The sequence below is a fragment of the Chromobacterium indicum genome (genome assembly GCF_039708975.1).
Classification (GTDB): Bacteria; Pseudomonadota; Gammaproteobacteria; order Burkholderiales; family Chromobacteriaceae; genus Chromobacterium; species Chromobacterium piscinae.
On record NZ_JAYFSJ010000010.1, the window covers coordinates 131,450 to 150,628 of the forward strand.

Genomic DNA, 19,179 nt, shown 5'->3' on the forward strand with positions numbered 1-19,179 from the left:
GCCGGCTGATGAGCGGGGAATGGCCGGGGGCGGCGTTGATTACGTTTCTAAAAACGCCGCGAAGCCAGGTAGAGCAGATAGGCCAGCGACAGCAGCACCAGCGTGCCGCTGAGCCAGCAGGCCAGCCATTCGAGCAGCTGCCACGGGGCGTGGCGGCGGGCGAGCGGCCATGCCCGCCGCCTGGCGGCGCGGTCGAACAACAATAGCCAGCCCTGAAGGGTGATGTCGGCCCAGCGTTCGAGGCCATGCCGCAGCATGGCGCTGTCCGGATGGAAACCGCGGGAAGGAAAAAACAATTTCATGGCGTGGAACCGGGCCTGGAGCTCTCTCTTTGAAATTAGCAGATCCGGACCCGGCGCGCCGTTGAAACCCCGTGTCGCGGGGGCGACTGCCGCTATAATCCGCGGATGGACAACGCACACACTCCCCCATTCGCCGGCCTGGCGCCGGATGCCATTCTCGACGCCGTGGAAAGCTTGGGCCTGCGCGCCAGCGGCAGCCTGCTGGCGCTCAACAGCTATGAAAACCGCGTCTACCAAGTGGGCCTGGACGACGAAGCGCCGCTGGTGGCCAAGTTTTATCGTCCGGAGCGCTGGAGCGACGAGGCCATTCTGGAAGAGCATGCGTTTTCCCTGCAGTTGGCCGAACGCGAGATTCCGGCGGTGCCGCCGCTGGTGTTCGACGGCCGCACCTTGCATAGCCATGGCGGCTTCCGTTTCGCCCTGTTCGCCCGGCGCGGCGGCCGGGTGCCGGAGCTGGACCGGGACGAGACGCTGCAATGGGTCGGGCGTTTTCTGGGCCGCATCCACGCGGTGGGCCGGACCGAGGCCTATCGCCACCGTCCGACGCTGGATATCCAGAGCTTCGGCCGCGAGCCGGTGGATTTCCTGCTGAACGGCCGCTTGTTGCCGCCGGAGCTGGAGGAGGTTTACCGCGGCGTGGCGGAGCAGGCGCTGCAGGGCGTGGCGCGCTGCTTCGAGCGGGCCGGCGCGGTGGCGCAGCTCAGGCTGCATGGCGATTGCCATGTCGGCAATCTGCTGTGGACCGACGCGGGGCCGCATTTCGTCGACTTCGACGACAGCCGCACCGGCCCGGCGGTGCAGGACCTGTGGATGCTGCTGTCCGGAGACCGGGCCGAACAGTCGCGCCAGCTGGGCGAGGTGCTGGCCGGCTACGAGGACTTCTGCGAGTTCGACCTGCGCGAGCTCAATCTGCTGGAGGGGCTGCGCACCTTGCGGCTGATGCATTACAGCGCCTGGCTGGCGCGGCGCTGGCATGATCCGGCCTTTCCCGCGGCCTTCCCCTGGTTTGGCGCGCAGCGTTACTGGGAGGAGCAGATCTTGTCCTTGCGCGAGCAGATCGCGCTGATGGACGAGCCGCCGCTGTGGTCGTGCTGAGCGGCGCTCAGCTCGCGGCGCCGGCGGTGGGCAGCACCGGCGGCTGCCGGGTCCATTCCAGGAAGGCGGCGGCGGGCAGCGGCCGGGCGAAGTAATAACCCTGGCCCAGCTGGCAGCCGCGTTCCGACATCAGCCGGTAGTCTTCCGCGGTTTCTATGCCTTCGGCGACCGTGGACAGCTGCAGCCGGCGGGCCATTTCGATGATGCTGTTGAACACGGCTTGAAGATGAGGCTTGTCTGAGATGCCGGTGACCAGAGACTGGTCGATTTTCAGCTCGGTGAAGGGGAAGCGGGTCAGCTGCTGCAGGGTGGCGAAACCGGTGCCGAAATCGTCGATCGACAGGCCCAGTCCCGCCAGGCGCAATCGGACCGCGCAGCCTATCGCCTGTGCCAGATTGTCGACGATGGCGGTTTCCGTCACCTCGAATATGATGAAGCGCGGCGGCACGTGGCTTCCGCGCACGTAGCACTCGATCTCGTCCACCAGATCGTCGCCGCGCAGCGACAGCGCGGACAGGTTGACCGACAGCGGCAGGCGCAGGCCATGGCGCGCCCATTCCTGCCACTGCGTCAGGCCCTGGCGCAGCATCAGCATGGTCAGCTCGGTGGCCCAGCCGCTTTCCTCTATCACCGGGATGAAGCGGCTGGGCGGGATCAGGCCCAGGTCGGGATGCTGCCAGCGCGCCAGCATCTCGGCGCCCTTGACCCTGCCGTCGGCCAGATTCACCTTGGGTTGGTAGTAGGGAATGATCTGGCCTTGCTCCAGCGCGACGCGGACCTCGTCCGCGGCTAGCTGCGAATCGTCGGCCCGCTCTGCCTTGGGCGTCCAGACGCGGTGCATCAGGTCGAGCAGTGCGGGCAGCTGCAGCGGCTTTTGCAGGCAGCCCAGCACCGGCAGGCCCAGCTCGCGGCCCATCAGCTCCACGGTGGAGATCAGCAGGTAATCCTTGCCCGAGGTGATGATGACGGGCGCGCTCAAGCCGGAGCGCGCCATCTCCTGCATCACTTGCACGCCGTCCTGCTTGGGCATTTCCAGGTCCAGCAGCAGCAGGTCGGGCATCTGCACCCGCATCAGGGTCAAGCCGCGCTCGCCGTCCGGAGCCTCCCGCACGCTGGCGATGCCGAGTTGGCGGCAGAGGTCCGTCGCGTGCTGGCGTTGCACCCGGCTGTCGTCGATGATCAGGATGTCGTGGATGTCCATGCGTCGGGATTCGTCCTGTTCAGCGGCAGATGGCCTTGGCGATCAGTTCCAGCGACATCACCTCGTCGGCGGCCCCCAGCTTGATCGCTTCCTTGGGCATGCCGAACACCACGCAGCTTTCTTCGTCCTGGGCGATGGTCTTGGCGCCGCAATCGTGCATTTCCTTCAGCCCCTTGGCGCCGTCGTCCCCCATGCCGGTCATGATGATGCCCAGCGCGTTCTTGCCGGCGAACTTGGCGGCGGAGCGGAACAGCACGTCGACCGACGGCTTGTGGCGGCTCACCAGCGGGCCGTCCACCACTTCCACCTGGTAATAGGCACCGCTGCGCTTGACCATCATGTGCTTGCCGCCGGGGGCGATCAGCGCGCGGCCGGGCAGGATGCGGTCGCCGTTGTCGGCTTCCTTCACCTCGATCTGCGACAGGCTGTTCAGCCGGTCGGCGAAGGAGCGGGTGAATTTTTCCGGCATGTGCTGGACGATGGCCAGGCCGGGGCAGGTCCGCGGCAACTGGGTCAGCACCGCCTCCAGCGCCTGGGTGCCGCCGGTGGAGGTGCCGATGGCGATGATGCGCTCGGTGGTGGCGAACACATTGCTGCCGGTGGGGGCGGACAGGATGGCGTCGGCCGACAACTTGGGACGGGTTTCCAGCGGATTGCCGCTGCTGGCCGACGGCATCACCCGCACCCGGTTCATCCGCGCGGCGGCGGCGCAGCGCACCGCCATCACCAGCTCGTGCGAGCTCTCCTCGAGGAAGCCCTTGACGCCGGAGACCGGCTTGGCGATGACCTCCACCGCGCCGGCGGCCATCGCCTGCATGCTGATGTCTGTGCCTTTCTGCGTCAGCGACGAACAGATCACTACCGGCGTCGGCCGGCTGGCCATCAGCTGCTTCAAAAAGGTGATGCCGTCCATTCGCGGCATCTCCACGTCCAGCACGATCACGTCCGGCCAGTGCGCCTTCATCTTGTCCATCGCCATATAGGGGTCGTTGGCGACGTCCATCACCTCGATGCCGCTGGCCGCGGTGAATACCTGGCTCAACACCTGGCGGACCACGGCGGAGTCGTCGACGATCAAAACCTTGATGCTCATTTGCGCGTCCTCGTGTTGGGAGCCTGCTCCAGCTCGGCTTCTTGCGATTGCTTGATCCAGACGTTGCCGCTGGAGACGTCGAACAGCACCAGACGCGGACAGTTGCCCCCCAGGTCCTCGGCCAGCAGCTTCAGACCGAGCTGCTTCACCATCGAACGCGCCTGCTGAATATTGCGGGAGGGGACATCGTGGCTGAGCTTGCGTTCCCGGCTCAGCAGCATCGAAGCGCCGCCTATCAGCCTGGCCTGGAATTCCAGCAGCGGCAGGCCGGTGGCCAGGATCTCGCGCAGCAGCAGCAGCATCGCTTCGTCGCCGTAGCGGCCGGACAGCGATTCGCCGCGGTGGGGCGTGCGCTGGGCGAGCAGGTAATGGCACATGCCGCCGACCCTGGCTTGCGGGTGCCACAGCGTGATCGACACGCAGGAGCCCAGCAGGGTGCGGATGCGGGTCTGGCTGTCGCCGAAATGCCAGTCGCCCGGATGCAGGAATACCGCCTCGCCCGCCGGCTCTGCGGTAGGAGAGGGGGGCGAGCGAGGATCGGCGGGAGCCGCCGGACGCGCCGGCGGAGTGTGCGGCATGGTGCTGGCCTTCCAGGTGCGCGGCTTTGCAGCCGTTGGTGTCGTCATGGTTTCAATCTAGTACAGCGCGTTGTCAGAAGCGGAACATGTCTTCCAGTTCGTTGTCCTCTCCGGCGGGCGGCGGCGCCCCCGTCATCGGCGCCGCGGCCGGGAGCGCGCGGCGCGGCAGGTCTCGCGCCGCCGCGGGGCCCAGCTTGAAGAAGGCCATCGCCTGCTGCAGCCGCTCGGCCTGGTGGCTCATTTCCTCCGCGGTGGAGGCCAGTTGTTCGCTGGCGGCCGCGTTTTGTTGGGTCGCGTGGTTCAGATGCTGGACCGCGTGGCTGATCTGGCCGATGCCGCCGGCCTGTTCCCGGGTGGCGGCGGCGATCTCCTGCACCAAGTCCGCGGTGCGGCCGCTGGAGCGCACGATCTCCTTCAGCAGCTTGCCGGCTTGTTCGGAAACGGTGACGCTGCGCTCGGCCAGCTCGCCGATTTCCTGGGCCGCCACCTGGCTGCGCTCGGCCAGCTTGCGCACTTCGGCGGCCACCACGGCGAAGCCCGCGCCGTGCTTGCCGGCGCGCGCGGCTTCGATGGCGGCGTTCAGCGCCAAGAGATTGGTCTGGTAGGCGATGTCGTCGATGATGCCGATCTTTTCGGCGATCTGCCGCATCGCCGCCACAGTCTGCAGCACCGCCTCGCCGCCTTCGGTAGCCTCGGCGGAGGCTTTTTCCGCGATGGCTTCAGTGGTGCGGGAGTTGTCGCTGGTCTGGTTGATCGACGCCGACACCTGCTCGATCGAGGCCGAGCTCTGCTGCAGGCCGGCGGCCGAGGTGCTGGCGCCCTGGGACAGCGCCATCGCCGTCGAGCTGACTTGCTGCGCGGCGCAGGCGATGCCGTCCGAGCTGTTCTTGACTTCGGCGATGATGGCGAGCAGCTGCCGGCACATCTGCTGCACCGAGTCGGACAGGCTGCCCGCCGGCGCGGGCGGCATCTCGACGTCCAGCCTGCCGGTCGCCACTTCGCCGGCGATCCGCGCCACTTCGTGCGGTTCGCCGCCCAGGCCGCGGATCAGCTGTCGATAGATCATGACCAGCGATCCGACCAGCAGCACCAGCACCAGCACGCTGACCACGGCCACGGCGGAGAAGGTTTGCGCGGTGATGCGCTGCGCCTCGCCCTCCATCCGCGCCTGCCGGTCCATGGTCTTGGCGATCAGCGGCTGCATCGCCTGGTCGTTGCGGTCGTATTGCGCCGACAGGCGGTCGAACGATTGGTTGATCGCCAGCTGGTCATGGGATTCCAGCGCCGGCAGGTAGCGGCTGTCGACTTCCTGGAAGAAGGCGTCGGCCGATTGCCGCACCTGCTGCGTCAGCAGGTCGCGCAGTTCTGGCGGCAGTTCGCTGTTGCCCCATTTTTTCTGGCCATCGTAAAAGATGGCGCGCTGTTTCTGCAGCTGGTTGGTCAATTGCTGGCGTATCGAGGGATCGTTGGTGTTACGCAACTGGTTGGCCAGCAGAAAACTGGAGATCAGCTGCTGGGTGGGAGGATCCAGATCGTTGATGAAGTCCTTGCCTATCACCACCTGGTGGTACATGGCGCCGTTGATCATCACGGTGCGCAGGCCCTGCCAGGCGGTGAGGGTCAGCCCTCCCAGGCCCAGCAGCACGCAGGCGGCCAGCAGGATGAATTGCCGGCGGACGGTGAATGTTTTCATCTTGGTTCCAGGCAATCTGGTTTCGGGCTGAGGTGAGGGGTCATTCTTCCTGCGCCTCTTCCTGCCGGCTCAGTTCGGACAGCAGCGACATCTCGCCCACCGACAGCACCTTGTCCACGTCCAGCATCACCACGAAGCGGTTGTCTATCCTGGCCATGCCGGAGATGAAGTCGACGCGTATCTTGCTGCCGAACTGCGGCGGCGGCTCGATCTCGCTGTCGGGAATGGCCAGCACTTCGTGCACGGTGTCCACCAGCACGCCGATCAGCTGCCACTGTTCGTCGTATTCCATTTCGATGATGACGATGCAGGTGCGGCGGTTGATCGCGGTTTCGTCGCGGCCGAAGCGCAGCGACAGGTCGATCACCGGCACCACGGCGCCGCGCAGGTTCATCACGCCGCGGATGAAGGGCGGCATCAACGGCACCGAAGTGGGTTTGATGTATTCCAGAATTTCCCGTATCCGCAGAATGCCGATGGCGAAGGTTTCGCCGGCGAGCTGGAAGGTCAGGAATTGCCGCACCTCGGCCTGGGCGCCAGGCTCCGGGGCGGTTTCGCTGCGGCGGAGAATATTGAGTGCGGCCATGTCTGTGTCTCTCCTGCCGGTTCAGAACTGGATGAAGCCGTGAAGGTCCGGCGCCGGCGGCTGCGGCCTGCGGGCGGCGTCGGACGGGGGGGCGGCATGCAGCGATCCCAGGTGGAAAAAGCCTATCAGGTCGTGCAGGTTTTCCGCCTGGCGGTTCATTTCCTCCGCCGTGGCGGCCAGCTCTTCGCTGGCGCTGGCGTTCTGCTGGGTGGTCTGGTTCAGCTGCTGCACCGCCAGGCTAATCTGGCCGACGCCGCCGGACTGTTCCTTGGAGGCGGCGGCGATCTCCTGCACCAGGTCCGAGGTGCGGCGGCTGGAGCGGACGATTTCCTCCAGCAGGCTGCCGGCGCCGTCCACCAGGTCGACGCTGCTGCGGGCGAGGCCGCTGATTTCCTGAGCGGCCACCTGGCTGCGCTCGGCCAGCTTGCGCACTTCGGCGGCCACCACGGCGAAGCCCTTGCCGTGCTCGCCGGCGCGCGCGGCTTCGATGGCGGCGTTCAGCGCCAGCAGGTTGGTTTGGTAGGCGATGTCGTCGATGATGCCGATCTTGTCGGCGATCTCGCGCATCGCCCGTATCGTCTGCTGCACCGCCTGGCCACCCTCGGCGGCTTCGCCGGACGCCTTTTCGGCCATGCTCTCGGTCAGACGCGCGTTGTCGTTGGTCTGGTTGATCGAATTGGACATCTGCTGCACCGAGGCCGACGTCTCTTCCAGTCCGGATGCCTGCTGGCTGGCCGACTGCGCGATCATCTGCGAGGTGGAGTGGATGTGCTGCGCGGCGACGGAAAGGCTTTCCGAGCCGTTTCTCACCTCGCCCAGAATGGCGCCCAGCGTTTGTATCGTTTGCATGATGGAGGCGGCCAGGCTGCTCTGGTCGCCGGCGCGCAGCGGAATCTGGCCGTTGAGATCGCCGCCGGCGACCTGGCGCATCAGCTCCGCCACCTGCCGCGGCTCGCCTCCCAGCGTGCGCAGCAGGTCGCGGCGGATCAGCAGGCTGATCGCCAGGCTGGCGAGCAGTGCGATTCCCGCCAGCAGCAGCAGGCGGTTGCGGCTGTCGGCGTAGGTTTCCTCCCCTTGGCGGGTCAGGTCGTCGTTCAGCTTGTCCTCATAGGCGGCGAGCGCAGTGATGGTTTCGTTCAGCTGTCCGCCCTTTCCGGTGAGCAGCTGGGCGGCTTCTTTGCCCTGCTGCCTGGCCATCAGCGCCAGCGCCTGAAGGTAGTCTTGATGGACGACGCGGCTGCCGTTCTGGATGGCGTTTATCAATTCCCGCTCGCGGGGCTGGGTGCCGGATTCGCGCTGGAACATCTGCGCCAGCTGCTGCTCGGTGTCCTGGTAGCGGCGCAGCGAGTCCTGCAGGGCCTGGGCCGTGCGCGCGGCCTCTTCGGGGCTGGCGGCCAGCAGGCCGTTGCGGATGTCGATGCGGATCTGCTGGTTCTGTTCCAGCAACTGGTGGGCCAGCCGCCCCTCGACATTGTTGACCTGGGTGATGTCGTGGATGATGCCGCTGGTGCTGGAGAAGCCATGGAGGGCGGCCGCCACGCACAGCAGCAGCAGGGCGATGATGGCGCCGTAGCCCAGCGCCTGCTTGGTTTGAATGCGCATGCCTGATAGGGCTGTCATGGCGTGTTTCCTTGCAAGGGCGCGCCGGGGCGGGGAGCGGTGTCGGCGCGCGGCGGCAGCGCGAAGCGCTCGGACTCCCGTTGGCAGGCGCGCTGTATCAGCGACGGAACATCCAGGATCAACGCGACTTCGCCGGTGCCGAGTATGGTGGAGCCGCTGATCGCCTTCAGGGTGTTGAACAGCGCGCCCAGCGGCTTGATCACGGTTTGGAACTCTCCCTGCAGCGCGTCCACCACCAGGCCGGCCTTGCGCTCTCCGTATTGCACCACCACCACATTGCGGCGGAGGGCCGAGGCGGGCGGCAGCTCGAAGAAGCTGTCGAGGTGCAGCAGGGGCAGCAGCTCGCCGCGCAGGTTGATGCAGTCGTGCACGCCGTTTCCGGGCAGGCCGGCCGGCAGTTCTATGCACTCGATCACGGCTTCCAGCGGCAGCACGAAGGTGGATGCGGCCACCTCCACCAGAAAACCGTCGATGATGGCCAGCGTCAGCGGCAGCCGGATGCGGAAGGTGGTGCCCTGGCCGGCTTCGCTGTCGATCTCGATATTGCCGTGCAACTGCTCGATGCCGCGCCGGACCACGTCCATGCCGACGCCGCGCCCGGACAGATTGGTCACCTGGTCGGCGGTGGAGAAGCCGGCCTCGAATATCTGCTGGAACACCACGTTGTCCGGCGGCTCCTCGTCCATGGCGAGCAGGCCGCGTTCGCGCGCCTTGGCCAGGATGCGTCCGCGGTCGAGGCCTCCGCCGTCGTCTGCCACCTCGATCACCACGCTGCCGGATTCGTGGTAGGCGTTGAGCCAGAGATTGCCCTGGGCGGGTTTGCCGTGGGCCTGGCGGACTTCGGTGGGCTCGATGCCGTGGTCGATGGCGTTGCGCACGATGTGTAGCAGCGGATCGCCCAGTTTTTCCACCATCGACTTGTCCAGCTCGGTTTCCGCGCCGACGATACGCAGCTGGATGTCCTTGCCCAGTTCGCGCGAGACGTCGCGGACCACTCGCGGGAAGCGGTGGAAGATTTCTCCTATCTGCACCATGCGCATCGACAGCGTGCCGGTGCGGATCTGTTCGATCAGATTGGCGATGCCCAGCGTGGCCTCCACCAGCTGCGGCTGCTGCGAGCGGCGCGCGATCAGGTTAGCCGCCGAACCGGCGATCACCAGTTCGCCTATCAGATTGATCAGGCTGTCCAGCTTGCCGGCCTCCACCTTGATGAAGCGGCTCTCTCCGCCGCGTCCGGCGCGGGCTTCGCCGTGGGCGGGCGCGGTTTCCGGAGGGGGAGGCGCATGCGGCTCGGCCTGGGCGGCGGGCTGAGCCGGCTCGGCGGGAGCGGGCTCGGCCGTCTCGGCCAGCGGGTGCTCCAGCAAGGGATCGACGCCGGCGGGGACCTCCTCCTCAAGCGGCTGCGCCTGGCCAAGCGCGCCGAACCGCCGCCAGGCCTCCTCCACTTCCCGCGCCTCGTCCGGCGCCGCGCTGGCGCAGGATTCATGCAAATGGGCGGCGGCGATCTTCAGCGGCCAGATGAATAGCTCGCTGTCCTCGCGGACGAATTCGAAGACTTCATGCAGCGATTTCTCGTCGATGTCCGAGTAGTACAGCAGCTCGAAGCGCAGGTAATTGCTTTCCGCGTCGAAATCGGCGCCGGCGGGCAGCCGGCAGGCGATCGCGCGGATGCCCTCCACGGTGCCCAGCGTCGCCAGATAGCGGATGAAGGATGAAGGGTCGAGCCCATTGCGCAGCACGTCTGGGCCGAAGCGCAGCGACAGCACCCAGCGTTCCGGCCGGGATGCCGCGGGAGGAGGCGCTTCCCGGGCGGGCGGCTGCATCGCCTGCGGCACGGTCAGATAGCCGAGCAGCGCGGCTTCCAGCGCCTCGTCGCTCAGCGCCTCCAGCGAGTCGCCGGCCGCCAGCGCCTGGATCAGCAGCTTGACGTGATCGTGGCAGCGCAGCAGCAGGCCGACCAGTTCGTCATCCAGCTTCAGTTTGCCGTCGCGCAACTGGTCCAGCAGATTCTCGGCCTGATGGCTGAAGCGGATGATGGGGTCCAGGCCGAACAGCCCGGCCGAGCCCTTGATGGTGTGCATGGCGCGGAACAGCGCGTTCAGCTGCTCCGAGCTGGTCTGCTCGGCCTCGACGTCCAGCAGGATGCTTTCCATCTCGTCCAGCAGCTCGCGGGACTCTTCCAGGAAAGTCTGCATCGCCTGTTCAAGATCCATCGCCGGCTCCGCTGCGCCTGAATGCCAGTTCGCCCTCCATGCCCATCTGGCGGAGGAATTCGTCCAGCGGACGGCTGGGGTCGAGCAAGCCCACTCGCCTGTCCAGCCTGGCGGCCTCGCGCTGCAGCCACAGCAGCACTTGGGCGCCGGCGCAGTCGATCTCCTCTATCGATGAGAGGTCGAGCAGGATGTCCTCGCCGCTTCGCAGGGCGGCCTCCAGCTCCGTCCGCCATTGCGCGGCCTGGTAGATGGTCTGTTCGTGTCCGGCGACGATCGAAAGCGCCATGTCCGCTCCAGGGTTCGTTGGCCGGTTCAGGGCAGGATCAGCTTGGACACCGCGGTCAGCAGCACCGGGGGCTGGAACGGCTTGACCACCCAGGCCTTGGCGCCGGCCTCCTTGCCCTCGCGTTTTTTCTCTTCCGCCGACTCCGTCGTCAGCATGATCACCGGCGTGAACTTGTAGTGGGGCAGCTGCTTGATGTTTTTCAGCAGGCTGATGCCGTCCATCTGCGGCATATTGACGTCCGAGATGATCAGATGGATCTTGCGGCCGTCCAGAATGTCCAGCGCTTCCTTGCCATTGCCGGCCTCCAGCACTTCGTAGCCGGCGCCGGCCAGCGTCATGCGCACCACCTGCCGCAAGGTGGTGGAGTCGTCGACGATCAATATGGTTTTGCCCATCTGCGACTACCCCGTCATTCAGAAAAAAGTGATATCGCTGGGCCCCGGCGCCTTGTCATTGCCTTCCCGGCCGTGAAGCGCGCGTTGCTCGTGGGTGGTGTAGCTGTTCTTCAGCGCGGACAGCCAGGCTTCGGTGTCCGGCGGAGTCGGCAATTCGCCTTCGCAGTTCAAGGCTTCATGCAGCGAGGCCTCCAGTTGCCAGATGTCGTTTTGCACGTGGGACAGAATCTGGCTGACCCGGTCCTGGAATTGGAGATGGGTCAGGATGTCTTCCACGGTGGCGGGCAGGTCGAAGCCGTCGGCCTGGAAGCCGGCGGCGATCTGCTGGTCCAGCGCGTGCAGCCGCTGAGCCAGCGTGCGGGCCTCTCCGGCGATTGTCGTCGCGTGGGCCGCGTCGCCTCCGGACTGGGCCAGCTCGTCCAGCTTCAAGCTGGACTGGCGCAGCTGCCGCAGTTCGGTCGAGAGCCTGCGCTGCAGCTCGGCGGGCGGCCACTGCGCGTCGAGGGCATCGGCGGCGGGGATTTCGGCCACGTCTGTCGAATCCAGACCGTCATGCTCTGCCGGCTGGTGGCCGAGCAGGCGCAGCATGCTGTCGAAACGGTCGGTCAGGTTGCCGGCCGCTTCGTCTATTTGTTCGCGGCTGAGCGCGATATGTCCGGCCCACAGCGGCAGCAGCGCATAGACGTGGCTGGCGTAGTCTCGCCAGTAGCTCTCGTTGCCGCCGCCGGAGGCTGGCCGGTGGGCAGAGGAGGCGATCGGGATCGGCCACAGCAGCAAAAGCGCGATCAACAACGAAGTCAGGCCCAGCGCGGGCCAGAACAAGGGGTGATTGATCAGCAGCGTATACTGGATTCCCCCGTTGACGGCCAGGCCGATTTGCAGCCGGATCCAGCGCCAGGGTTGAACAGGGGCGATCATGCAAGGGTCCTGTCGATCGGATGCGTATTCTTCCTACTGATTTGTAGCCGCTGCGATGTGGGGATGCAAACAGGCAGTCAATTGTCGTAAACCGCCGGCGCCGGGTGCGGACGGCCAATTCCGCCTTGCATTTATCGACATTCTGTGGTCAGAATCGAAGTTCGACATTTCAACCATTTTGAAACAAGAAGCACGTATGGCACTCATCGTACAGAAGTACGGCGGCACCTCGGTCGGGACAACCGAGCGCATCAAGAATGTGGCCCGTCGCGTCGCCAAGTGGAAGGCTCAGGGGCATGATGTGGTGGTGGTGGTTTCCGCGATGAGCGGCGAAACCAATCGCCTGATCGCCCTGGCCAAGGACATTCAGGACTATCCGGACCCGCGCGAGCTGGACGTGATCGTCTCCACCGGCGAGCAGGTCACCATCGGCCTGCTGGCGATGGCGCTGAAGGAAATCGGCGTGCCGGCCAAGAGCTATTGCGGCTGGCAGGTGAAGGTGGTGACCGACCAGGCCCACACCAAGGCCCGCATCCAGTCGATAGACGAGGGCGTGATGCGCGCCGACCTGAAGGAAGGCCGCGTGGTCATCGTCGCCGGCTTCCAGGGCGTGGACGAGGAAGGCAACATCACCACGCTGGGCCGCGGCGGCTCGGATACCTCGGCGGTGGCGCTGGCCGCCGCGCTGAAGGCCGACGAGTGCCAGATCTACACCGACGTCGACGGCGTCTACACCACCGATCCGCGCGTGGTGCCGGAGGCGCGCCGCCTGAAGACGGTCACTTTCGAAGAAATGATCGAAATGGCGTCGCTGGGCTCCAAGGTATTGCAGATCCGCTCGGTGGAATTCGCCGGCAAGTACAAGGTGCGCTTGCGCGTGCTCTCCAGCTTCGAGGACGAAGGCGAGGGCACCCTGATTACGTTTGAGGAAGATGAGAGCATGGAAAAGGCGGTAGTGGCAGGCATCGCGTTCGATCGCAACGAAGCCCGCATCAATGTAAAGGGCGTGCCGGACAAGCCGGGCATTGCCTACCAGATCCTGGGTCCGATCGCGGATGCCAACATCGAAGTGGACATGATCATCCAGAATGTCGGCGAGAATGGCACCACCGATTTCTCCTTCACCGTGCCGCGCGGCGAATTCAACCGCGCGCTGGCCATCCTGCGCGAAGTGCAGACCCATATCGGCGCCGCCAAGATCGACGCCGACGACAAAGTGGCCAAGATTTCCATCGTGGGCGTTGGAATGCGTTCGCACTGCGGCATCGCGTCCACCATGTTCCGCACGCTGGCGGAAGAGGGCATCAATATCCAGATGATTTCGACCTCGGAAATCAAGGTGTCGGTGCTGGTGGATGAGAAGTATCTGGAACTGGCGGTTCGCGTTTTGCATAAAGTTTTCGGTCTGGATCAGGCGGTGTAAATATTTTTGCGCAGGTTGCTTGACAGGGGGAGCGCCGCTATTTAATATGGCGCTCTCTGAACGGAGAAATGGCCGAGTGGTCGAAGGCACTTCCCTGCTAAGGAAGCATACGGGCTTAAACCTGTATCGAGGGTTCGAATCCCTCTTTCTCCGCCAGAAACTGCACCCGTAGCTCAGTTGGATAGAGTATCTGGCTACGAACCAGAGGGTCGGGCGTTCGAATCGCTCCGGGTGCACCAAGACGTCCCTATAGTTTAGCGGTTAGAACACCGCCCTTTCACGGCGGTAGCCGGGGTTCGATTCCCCGTGGGGACGCCAGGATTCAGAAAAAAGCCTCGCATGAAAATGCGGGGCTTTTTTCATTGTTTTATTCATTTTCGTGCCGGATCGCGTAAAAAAAGGGATGCCTTGCGGCATCCCTTTCTCGTTTTCGCCTTAGAACTTGTGGTTCAGCTCCAGCCAGGCCTGGCGGCCGTATGGCGCGTAACTGCCTACCGGGTAGTAGGGCCAGCCGCCGGTGTAGTCCTTCTTCAGAAAATCCTGGACGTTGTTGACGATCAAGCCAACCGAGGTTTTCTTGTTCAGTTGCCGGGTGATGCTCAGATTGGCGAGCACGGTCGGCGTCAGATAGCCGTTGCCGGCGCCGTTGGGGATCTTGCCGTAGCGGGTCAGCAGCAGCGTGGACGACCAGTCGCCGATATTCCAGGTGGTGGTGAAGTCCAGCTTGTCCGGCCAGTCGGTGTTGCTCATGTCGGTCAGCTCGTTCTGGGACGGGTCGCCGGCGAATTGCTGGTAGGTGTGGGTCAGGACCTTGGTGTAGGTGGCTTTGAACAGAAAGTCGCCCAGCTTGGCTGTGCGCAGCCGGTACTTGCCGCTGAGGTCGATGCCGCTGGTGCGTTCGCTGGCGGCGTTGATCGGATTGACGACGATGGTGTTGATCGCGCCGGGGTCCACTACCGCGTTGCTCGGATTGCGTATCACGCGGCGGAGCGCGTCCTGGCACTGGGTGGAGTTGGCGTTCAACTGGCCGCCGCGGCACAGCGCCTCGTCGCGCAGCAGCTTGTCGGCGCTGAGGGTGGTGACCAGATCGTCGATGGTGATGTTCCAGTAGTCCAGCGAGATGTCTGCGTCGCGGCTGGGCGACCAGACGAAGCCCAGCCCGTACGATTTTCCGCTTTCCGGTTTCAGGCTGGAGTTGCCGTTGCTGATGTAGTTGGAGCCGGGCGAGACGCCGGCGTATTGGCAGTTGGCCAGCTGCTGGCCGGCTTGCGCGCAGCGCCAGTAGTCGGTGGTGGACGAGTAGTAGCCTCGGGTCTGGGTCTGGAACAGATAGCTCATGTCCGGCGCGCGAAAGCTGGTGGCGTAGTTGCTGCGCAGCAGCAGGCTGCCGGTGGGGCGGTATTCCAAGCCGGCGCCGTAGGTGAGCTTGCCTTCGCTGCTGTCGGAGGTCTGGTAGCGGTCGTAGCGGCCGGACAGGGTCAGGTTGACCGGTTTGGCCAGCGGCAGCAGCAGCTCCGCGCCGGCGGCTTCGCGGGAGCGGGAGCCGCTGGCTCGGATCGCGGGGCTGGCGTTGTAGTACACGCCCTGGTTCAGGCTTTGGTCGGGGTCGTTGCTGAAGCCCTGGCTGCCCCACTCCAGCAGGCCCGCCAGCTTGGCGGGGCCGGCGGGCAATTGGAAGGCTTCGCCGCTGGCGCTCAGGCTGAGCACCTGCAGCCAGGATTTGTTGTTGCCGGTGCTGTTGCCGATCAGGCTGGCGGACTGCGCCGGCGTCAGTGGCTGATAGAAGCGGCCGGTGCTGGGCGCGTAGATCGGAGCGCCCTTGCTATCGGTCCCGAGCTGCGGCCCGAGGAAGTAGGCGTTGACGCCGGAAAGCAGCATGGGAGTGGTGGTGCGGCTGGTGTAGATCGAGGCGTTGTACGCCGCCTCGTAGTTCCAGCTGCCGGTCAGGTCGCCGCGCACGCCTAGCGTCAGGTTGGCCGCCAGATCATCCCATTTGCGGTTGTAGTTGCTGGCTCCGCCCAGTTCTTCGGGGGCGAAGCGCTTGTTCCAGGCTTCGTAATTGCCGGTGTTCTGGTTCAGGAAGTAGTTTCCTTGTCCGGCGGCGGCGGTCCAGTTGGGGCCGCGGGTGTTGTTTTCCGTGTGCGTGACGCCCAGCATCGCGTCGCTGAACAGCTCGGCGTGCGAATTGATCTGGTAGTTGAGGCTGAGGAAGCCGCTCTGGCTTTGGGTGGCCGTCTGTATCGTCCAGTACGATGGTTTCAGCAGGCCGCTGGCGCAATAGCCTTTTTGGCTGTTGCCCACGGTGGTGACGCTGTTGGCGAACATGCCGGCGAAATTGCCGCAGGCGCTGCCGGAATCGAGGTAAGCGCCGCCGGCGATGCGCCGCGACAGGATGGAGGAGGGGGTTTCTCCAAGGGCGGTGGAGTCGGACATGAAGCCACGCTGGCGGGACCAGATCGGATTGCGCTTGCTCACTTCCAGGCCGTAGACCGCGCTGAGCTGGTCCCAGCTTTTGCCGCCGGTCAGCTGCAGCCTGGCGTTCTCGCCGCCGTGGTGTTCGGTGGAGCCTACCTTGACGTTGATGGCGGCGCCGTCGGTTTTCTTTTTCAGAATGATGTTGACCACGCCGGCGATGGCGTCGGAGCCGTAGATGGCGGAGGCGCCGCCGTTCAGGATTTCGATGCGGTCTATCAGCGCGGCGGGGATGTTGGCCAGGTTGACGAAGTTGACCTGGCCCTCATAGGCGATCGGATAGTCGGCCATGCGGCGGCCGTTGATCAGCGTCAGCGTGTGATTGGGGCCGAGGCCGCGCAGGCTGATGGCGTTGGCGGCCGGCGTGAAGGTGTTGCCGAAGTCGGCGCCCTGAGTGAAGCCGGTGTTCTGCGTTAGGTTGTTCAGGGCGTCGTAGACATTGGTGTAACCCTGTTTTTCGATGTCGTCGCCGCTGATGACGGTGACGCTGGTCGGACCCTCTTTGGCTGAGCGGGCGATGCGCGAGCCGGTGATGGTCACGCGTTCCAGCGAGTCGGTTGGCGGCGTGTCGGCCAGGGCTGGCCAGGCGAAGAGAAGCAGCAGGGTGGATAGCAGCCTGGGGTAGGGCGGAGTTTTCGCGGTATGCACGGCGGGCCTGTTCTTGTATGGGTATCAGGAAGAACAGGATATCTCCATGTCATTTTTGTTGTGCGAAGAAAAACGGCAATACAAATGACGCAGCGGCATATTGGCAGATCGGGGCGGAGCCATCTGGCCGCTGAAATGAAAAAAGCCCCGCATTTTCATGCGAGGCTTTTCTCTGAATCCTGGCGTCCCCACGGGGAATCGAACCCCGGCTACCGCCGTGAAAGGGCGGTGTTCTAACCGCTAAACTATAGGGACGTTTTGGTGCACCCGGAGCGATTCGAACGCCCGACCCTCTGGTTCGTAGCCAGATACTCTATCCAACTGAGCTACGGGTGCAGCTTTGGCGTCCCCACGGGGAATCGAACCCCGGCTACCGCCGTGAAAGGGCGGTGTTCTAACCGCTAAACTATAGGGACGCTGATTTTTGGTGCACCCGGAGCGATTCGAACGCCCGACCCTCTGGTTCGTAGCCAGATACTCTATCCAACTGAGCTACGGGTGCACTGTTTCGCGAGACGTTGTGTCTTGCGAGAGGTCGGATATTACAGAGAGGGGTTTTCTCTGTCAACACTTCGTAGGATTTTTTTTGCAAAGCCGGTAAACTCGGCAGCTGTCCCTGTCGCGGCGGGCCAACATTTTCAGCCATTTGACATGCTGGCGGCGTGGCCGCAAGACACGAAAGCGAAGCGAGATTGAATACCCTGTTTGCGCAGCCATGCGCCATCATCGACCTGGAAACCACCGGCGGCAACATCGCGCGCGACCGCATCACCGAAGTCGGCGTGGTGCTGATAGACGGCGAGCGCGTCGAGCGCCTTTCCTGGCTGGTCAATCCCGGCCAGCCCATCCCGCCCTTCATTGAAAACATGACGGGCATCAGTAACGAGATGGTGGCCGGCGCGCCGCCGTTCCCCGAACTGGCCGACGAGCTGCTGGCCACGCTGCAAGGCCGCCTGCTGCTGGCGCACAACGCCCGCTTCGACTATGGCTTCCTCAGAAATGAATTCCGCCGCCATGGCCTGCGCTTCCAGGCGCGCGCGCTGTGCACGGTCAAGCTGTCGCGCCGGCTGTATCCGCAGCATTTCAAGCATAGCCTGGACAGCCTGATCGCCCGCCATGGCATAGAAATGCCGGAGCGCCACCGCGCGCTGGCCGACGCCGAGGCGGTCTACCGCTTCCTCCAGATCGCCATCGCGGAGCTTGGCCGGGACAAGGTGGAACATGAAGCCGCTCAGCTGCTGTCGCAGCCGGCCGAACTGTCCAGCCTGCCGGCGGAGCTGCAGCAGCAGGTGGAGGACATGCCGGATTCGGCCGGCGTCTACGCGATGTTCGGCGAGGACGGGCGTGCCTTGTACATCGGCCGCGCGACCAATCTGTACCGCAAGGCGCTGGGCCACTTCGCCGAACGCAAGCCCGGGCACAAGAGCCACGAGGTGCGGATAGACGAGCCGGTGGCGAGGGTGGAGTGGCGCGAAAGCTTGAGCGAGTTCGGCGCCCGTTTGCTGGAATTGCAGTGGCTTGGCCGCTGGCAGCCGGTCCATAACCCGCGGGCCAGGATGATGGGCGAGGTGTGCACGCTGCAGCTGCAAGCCGGCGACGACGCTTTTTCGCGGCCGGTCCCGGTATCCGCCCGCGACATCGACTTCACCCGTACCGCCGATCTCTACGGCTTGTTCCGCCACGCGCGCGAGGCGCGCAAGGCGCTGGCGCAGATCGCGCTGGCTCAGGGGCTGTGCCAGTCGGTGCTGGGGGTGGAGCAGGTGACCAGCCGCAAGGGCGCGCCTTGCGCCGCCTACCGGATCCGCCGCTGCCGCGGCGCCTGCGTCGGCGACGAGGGCGCCGACAGCCACAACGCCAGGTTGCTGGCGGCGCTGCAGCGGCTCAAGGTCAAGCCGTGGCCGTTCGAGGGCGCGGTGGCGGTGGCGGAGCGCGACGAGGTGTGCGGAGATGTGGTGGAGCACCTGTTCGACCGCTGGTGCTATCTGGGCAGCCGACGCAATGGCGGCGCGCTGGAGGGCGAGCCGGCTTTCGACATCGATTACTACAAGCTGCTGGAGAGCGAGCTGCGCAAGCCGGATAGGGATCTGTCGCCGCAGTGAGGCGGCATGGCGGCGGACATGAAAAAAGGCAAGCAACGCTTGCCTTTTTTCATTTCGAGAGGCGTCAGAGCGGGGCGATCAGCGAGGATTCCTTCACGCCGTCCTGGCCGGTTTTTTCGTCGACTTCCTGCAACTGGTTGCGGGGAGCGAACAGGCCCATCTTCACTTCTTGCCAGACGTAGTAGATTTTGCCGGCCACGGTGTCCAGGGTGACGCTGGAATCGTTCTCGCCCTTGCCGGTGATCGTATGCTTGCCGGCCGGCAGGTCCTTCATGATGTAGCTGTGGGCCACGGTATCGCCGGCCATCGCGTTGTCGATGGCGACCGGCAGCTTCACCGCCGCGCCGAAATTCTCGTTGCGATAGATGTAGACGCGGGCGGCATCTGCGGCGGGGGTCTTGAATTCTTTGGCGGCGGCGTCCGCTTCCTTGGAGGCCATGGGGGTGCTGGCGCAGGCGCTCAGGCCTGCAACCAGCGCGGCAGCGATCAGAATGCGCATAGTCGTCATCAGTAGTTGCGATAAAGCGCGATATGATAACGGCAAGTTGTAAACAAGT

16 protein-coding genes and 7 tRNA genes are annotated in these 19,179 nt (G+C 64.9%); 6 read left to right on the plus strand and 17 right to left on the minus strand.

Annotated elements, in window-relative coordinates:
- Positions 1–47 precede the first annotated feature (47 nt).
- Positions 48–302: a hypothetical protein gene (locus VA599_RS15130; RefSeq protein WP_166441003.1), complete on the minus strand. Its 255-nt coding sequence runs from the start codon at positions 300–302 to the stop codon at positions 48–50.
- Between the two features lie 105 nt (positions 303–407).
- Here VA599_RS15130 and VA599_RS15135 point away from each other — a divergent pair, with 105 nt between their 5' ends.
- On the plus strand, positions 408–1,397 hold the full coding sequence (locus tag VA599_RS15135; RefSeq protein ID WP_346789327.1) for a serine/threonine protein kinase: 990 nt from the start codon (positions 408–410) through the stop codon (positions 1,395–1,397).
- Between the two features lie 7 nt (positions 1,398–1,404).
- Here VA599_RS15135 and VA599_RS15140 read toward each other — a convergent pair whose 3' ends face one another.
- Genes VA599_RS15140 through VA599_RS15185 form a run of 10 tightly spaced genes read right to left on the minus strand, consistent with a single transcriptional unit; the run spans position 1,405 to position 11,980 of the window.
- On the minus strand, positions 1,405–2,598 hold the full coding sequence (locus VA599_RS15140; RefSeq protein ID WP_346789329.1) for an EAL domain-containing response regulator: 1,194 nt from the start codon (positions 2,596–2,598) through the stop codon (positions 1,405–1,407).
- Positions 2,599–2,617: 19 nt separating this feature from the next.
- Positions 2,618–3,691 (minus strand): protein-glutamate methylesterase/protein-glutamine glutaminase, encoded by a 1,074-nt coding sequence (locus VA599_RS15145; protein ID WP_104946226.1) that lies wholly within the window; start codon positions 3,689–3,691, stop codon positions 2,618–2,620.
- A complete protein-coding gene (locus VA599_RS15150) occupies positions 3,688–4,317 on the minus strand; it encodes a chemotaxis protein CheD (protein WP_231153066.1) in 630 nt (209 codons plus the stop codon). Before VA599_RS15150 ends, VA599_RS15145 begins: the two co-directional genes overlap by 4 nt.
- Before the next feature lie 25 nt (positions 4,318–4,342).
- Positions 4,343–5,962, minus strand: coding sequence for a methyl-accepting chemotaxis protein (locus VA599_RS15155; protein WP_199776243.1), 1,620 nt, complete (start codon positions 5,960–5,962; stop codon positions 4,343–4,345).
- 40 nt (positions 5,963–6,002) lie between these two features.
- Complete coding sequence (locus VA599_RS15160; protein WP_021475896.1) at positions 6,003–6,548, minus strand: chemotaxis protein CheW; 546 nt, start codon at positions 6,546–6,548, stop codon at positions 6,003–6,005.
- 21 nt (positions 6,549–6,569) lie between these two features.
- Positions 6,570–8,168: a methyl-accepting chemotaxis protein gene (locus VA599_RS15165; protein WP_346789332.1), complete on the minus strand. Its 1,599-nt coding sequence runs from the start codon at positions 8,166–8,168 to the stop codon at positions 6,570–6,572.
- The gene (locus VA599_RS15170) at positions 8,165–10,381 is read right to left on the minus strand and encodes a chemotaxis protein CheA (RefSeq protein WP_346789334.1); all 2,217 of its coding nucleotides are present in this window, start codon (positions 10,379–10,381) and stop codon (positions 8,165–8,167) included. Before VA599_RS15170 ends, VA599_RS15165 begins: the two co-directional genes overlap by 4 nt.
- Positions 10,371–10,667 (minus strand): STAS domain-containing protein, encoded by a 297-nt coding sequence (locus tag VA599_RS15175; protein WP_104946229.1) that lies wholly within the window; start codon positions 10,665–10,667, stop codon positions 10,371–10,373. The genes VA599_RS15170 and VA599_RS15175 overlap by 11 nt, the downstream gene beginning before the upstream one ends.
- Before the next feature lie 26 nt (positions 10,668–10,693).
- The gene (locus VA599_RS15180; RefSeq protein WP_021475892.1) at positions 10,694–11,062 is read right to left on the minus strand and encodes a response regulator; all 369 of its coding nucleotides are present in this window, start codon (positions 11,060–11,062) and stop codon (positions 10,694–10,696) included.
- Positions 11,063–11,080: 18 nt separating this feature from the next.
- A complete protein-coding gene (locus VA599_RS15185) occupies positions 11,081–11,980 on the minus strand; it encodes a hypothetical protein (RefSeq protein WP_346789337.1) in 900 nt (299 codons plus the stop codon).
- A 196-nt stretch (positions 11,981–12,176) separates the two neighbouring features.
- Between VA599_RS15185 and VA599_RS15190 the strand changes: the two genes are divergently transcribed.
- The 4 genes from VA599_RS15190 to VA599_RS15205 all read left to right on the plus strand — a co-directional run bounded on the left by VA599_RS15190 (position 12,177) and on the right by VA599_RS15205 (position 13,721).
- Positions 12,177–13,403, plus strand: coding sequence for an aspartate kinase (locus VA599_RS15190; protein WP_346789339.1), 1,227 nt, complete (start codon positions 12,177–12,179; stop codon positions 13,401–13,403).
- A 62-nt stretch (positions 13,404–13,465) separates the two neighbouring features.
- Positions 13,466–13,559: transfer RNA gene (locus tag VA599_RS15195), tRNA-Ser, on the plus strand.
- Between the two features lie 6 nt (positions 13,560–13,565).
- Positions 13,566–13,642: transfer RNA gene (locus VA599_RS15200), tRNA-Arg, on the plus strand.
- A gap of 4 nt (positions 13,643–13,646) precedes the next feature.
- Positions 13,647–13,721, plus strand: a tRNA-Glu gene (locus tag VA599_RS15205).
- 117 nt (positions 13,722–13,838) lie between these two features.
- Here the strand turns inward: VA599_RS15205 and VA599_RS15210 are convergent.
- The 5 genes from VA599_RS15210 to VA599_RS15230 all read right to left on the minus strand — a co-directional run bounded on the left by VA599_RS15210 (position 13,839) and on the right by VA599_RS15230 (position 17,025).
- Entirely contained in the window at positions 13,839–16,523 is a 2,685-nt protein-coding gene (locus VA599_RS15210; RefSeq protein WP_346789341.1) for a TonB-dependent receptor plug domain-containing protein, read from the minus strand.
- Between the two features lie 180 nt (positions 16,524–16,703).
- A tRNA-Glu gene (locus tag VA599_RS15215) sits at positions 16,704–16,778 on the minus strand.
- Between the two features lie 4 nt (positions 16,779–16,782).
- Positions 16,783–16,859: transfer RNA gene (locus tag VA599_RS15220), tRNA-Arg, on the minus strand.
- A gap of 5 nt (positions 16,860–16,864) precedes the next feature.
- Positions 16,865–16,939: transfer RNA gene (locus VA599_RS15225), tRNA-Glu, on the minus strand.
- Between the two features lie 9 nt (positions 16,940–16,948).
- Positions 16,949–17,025 (minus strand) — tRNA-Arg (locus VA599_RS15230).
- Between the two features lie 190 nt (positions 17,026–17,215).
- Here VA599_RS15230 and VA599_RS15235 point away from each other — a divergent pair.
- Positions 17,216–18,622, plus strand: coding sequence for an exonuclease domain-containing protein (locus tag VA599_RS15235; RefSeq protein WP_346789343.1), 1,407 nt, complete (start codon positions 17,216–17,218; stop codon positions 18,620–18,622).
- A gap of 64 nt (positions 18,623–18,686) precedes the next feature.
- Here the strand turns inward: VA599_RS15235 and VA599_RS15240 are convergent, their stop codons facing one another.
- On the minus strand, positions 18,687–19,130 hold the full coding sequence (locus tag VA599_RS15240; protein WP_346789345.1) for a DUF2846 domain-containing protein: 444 nt from the start codon (positions 19,128–19,130) through the stop codon (positions 18,687–18,689).
- Positions 19,131–19,179: the final 49 nt, after the last annotated feature.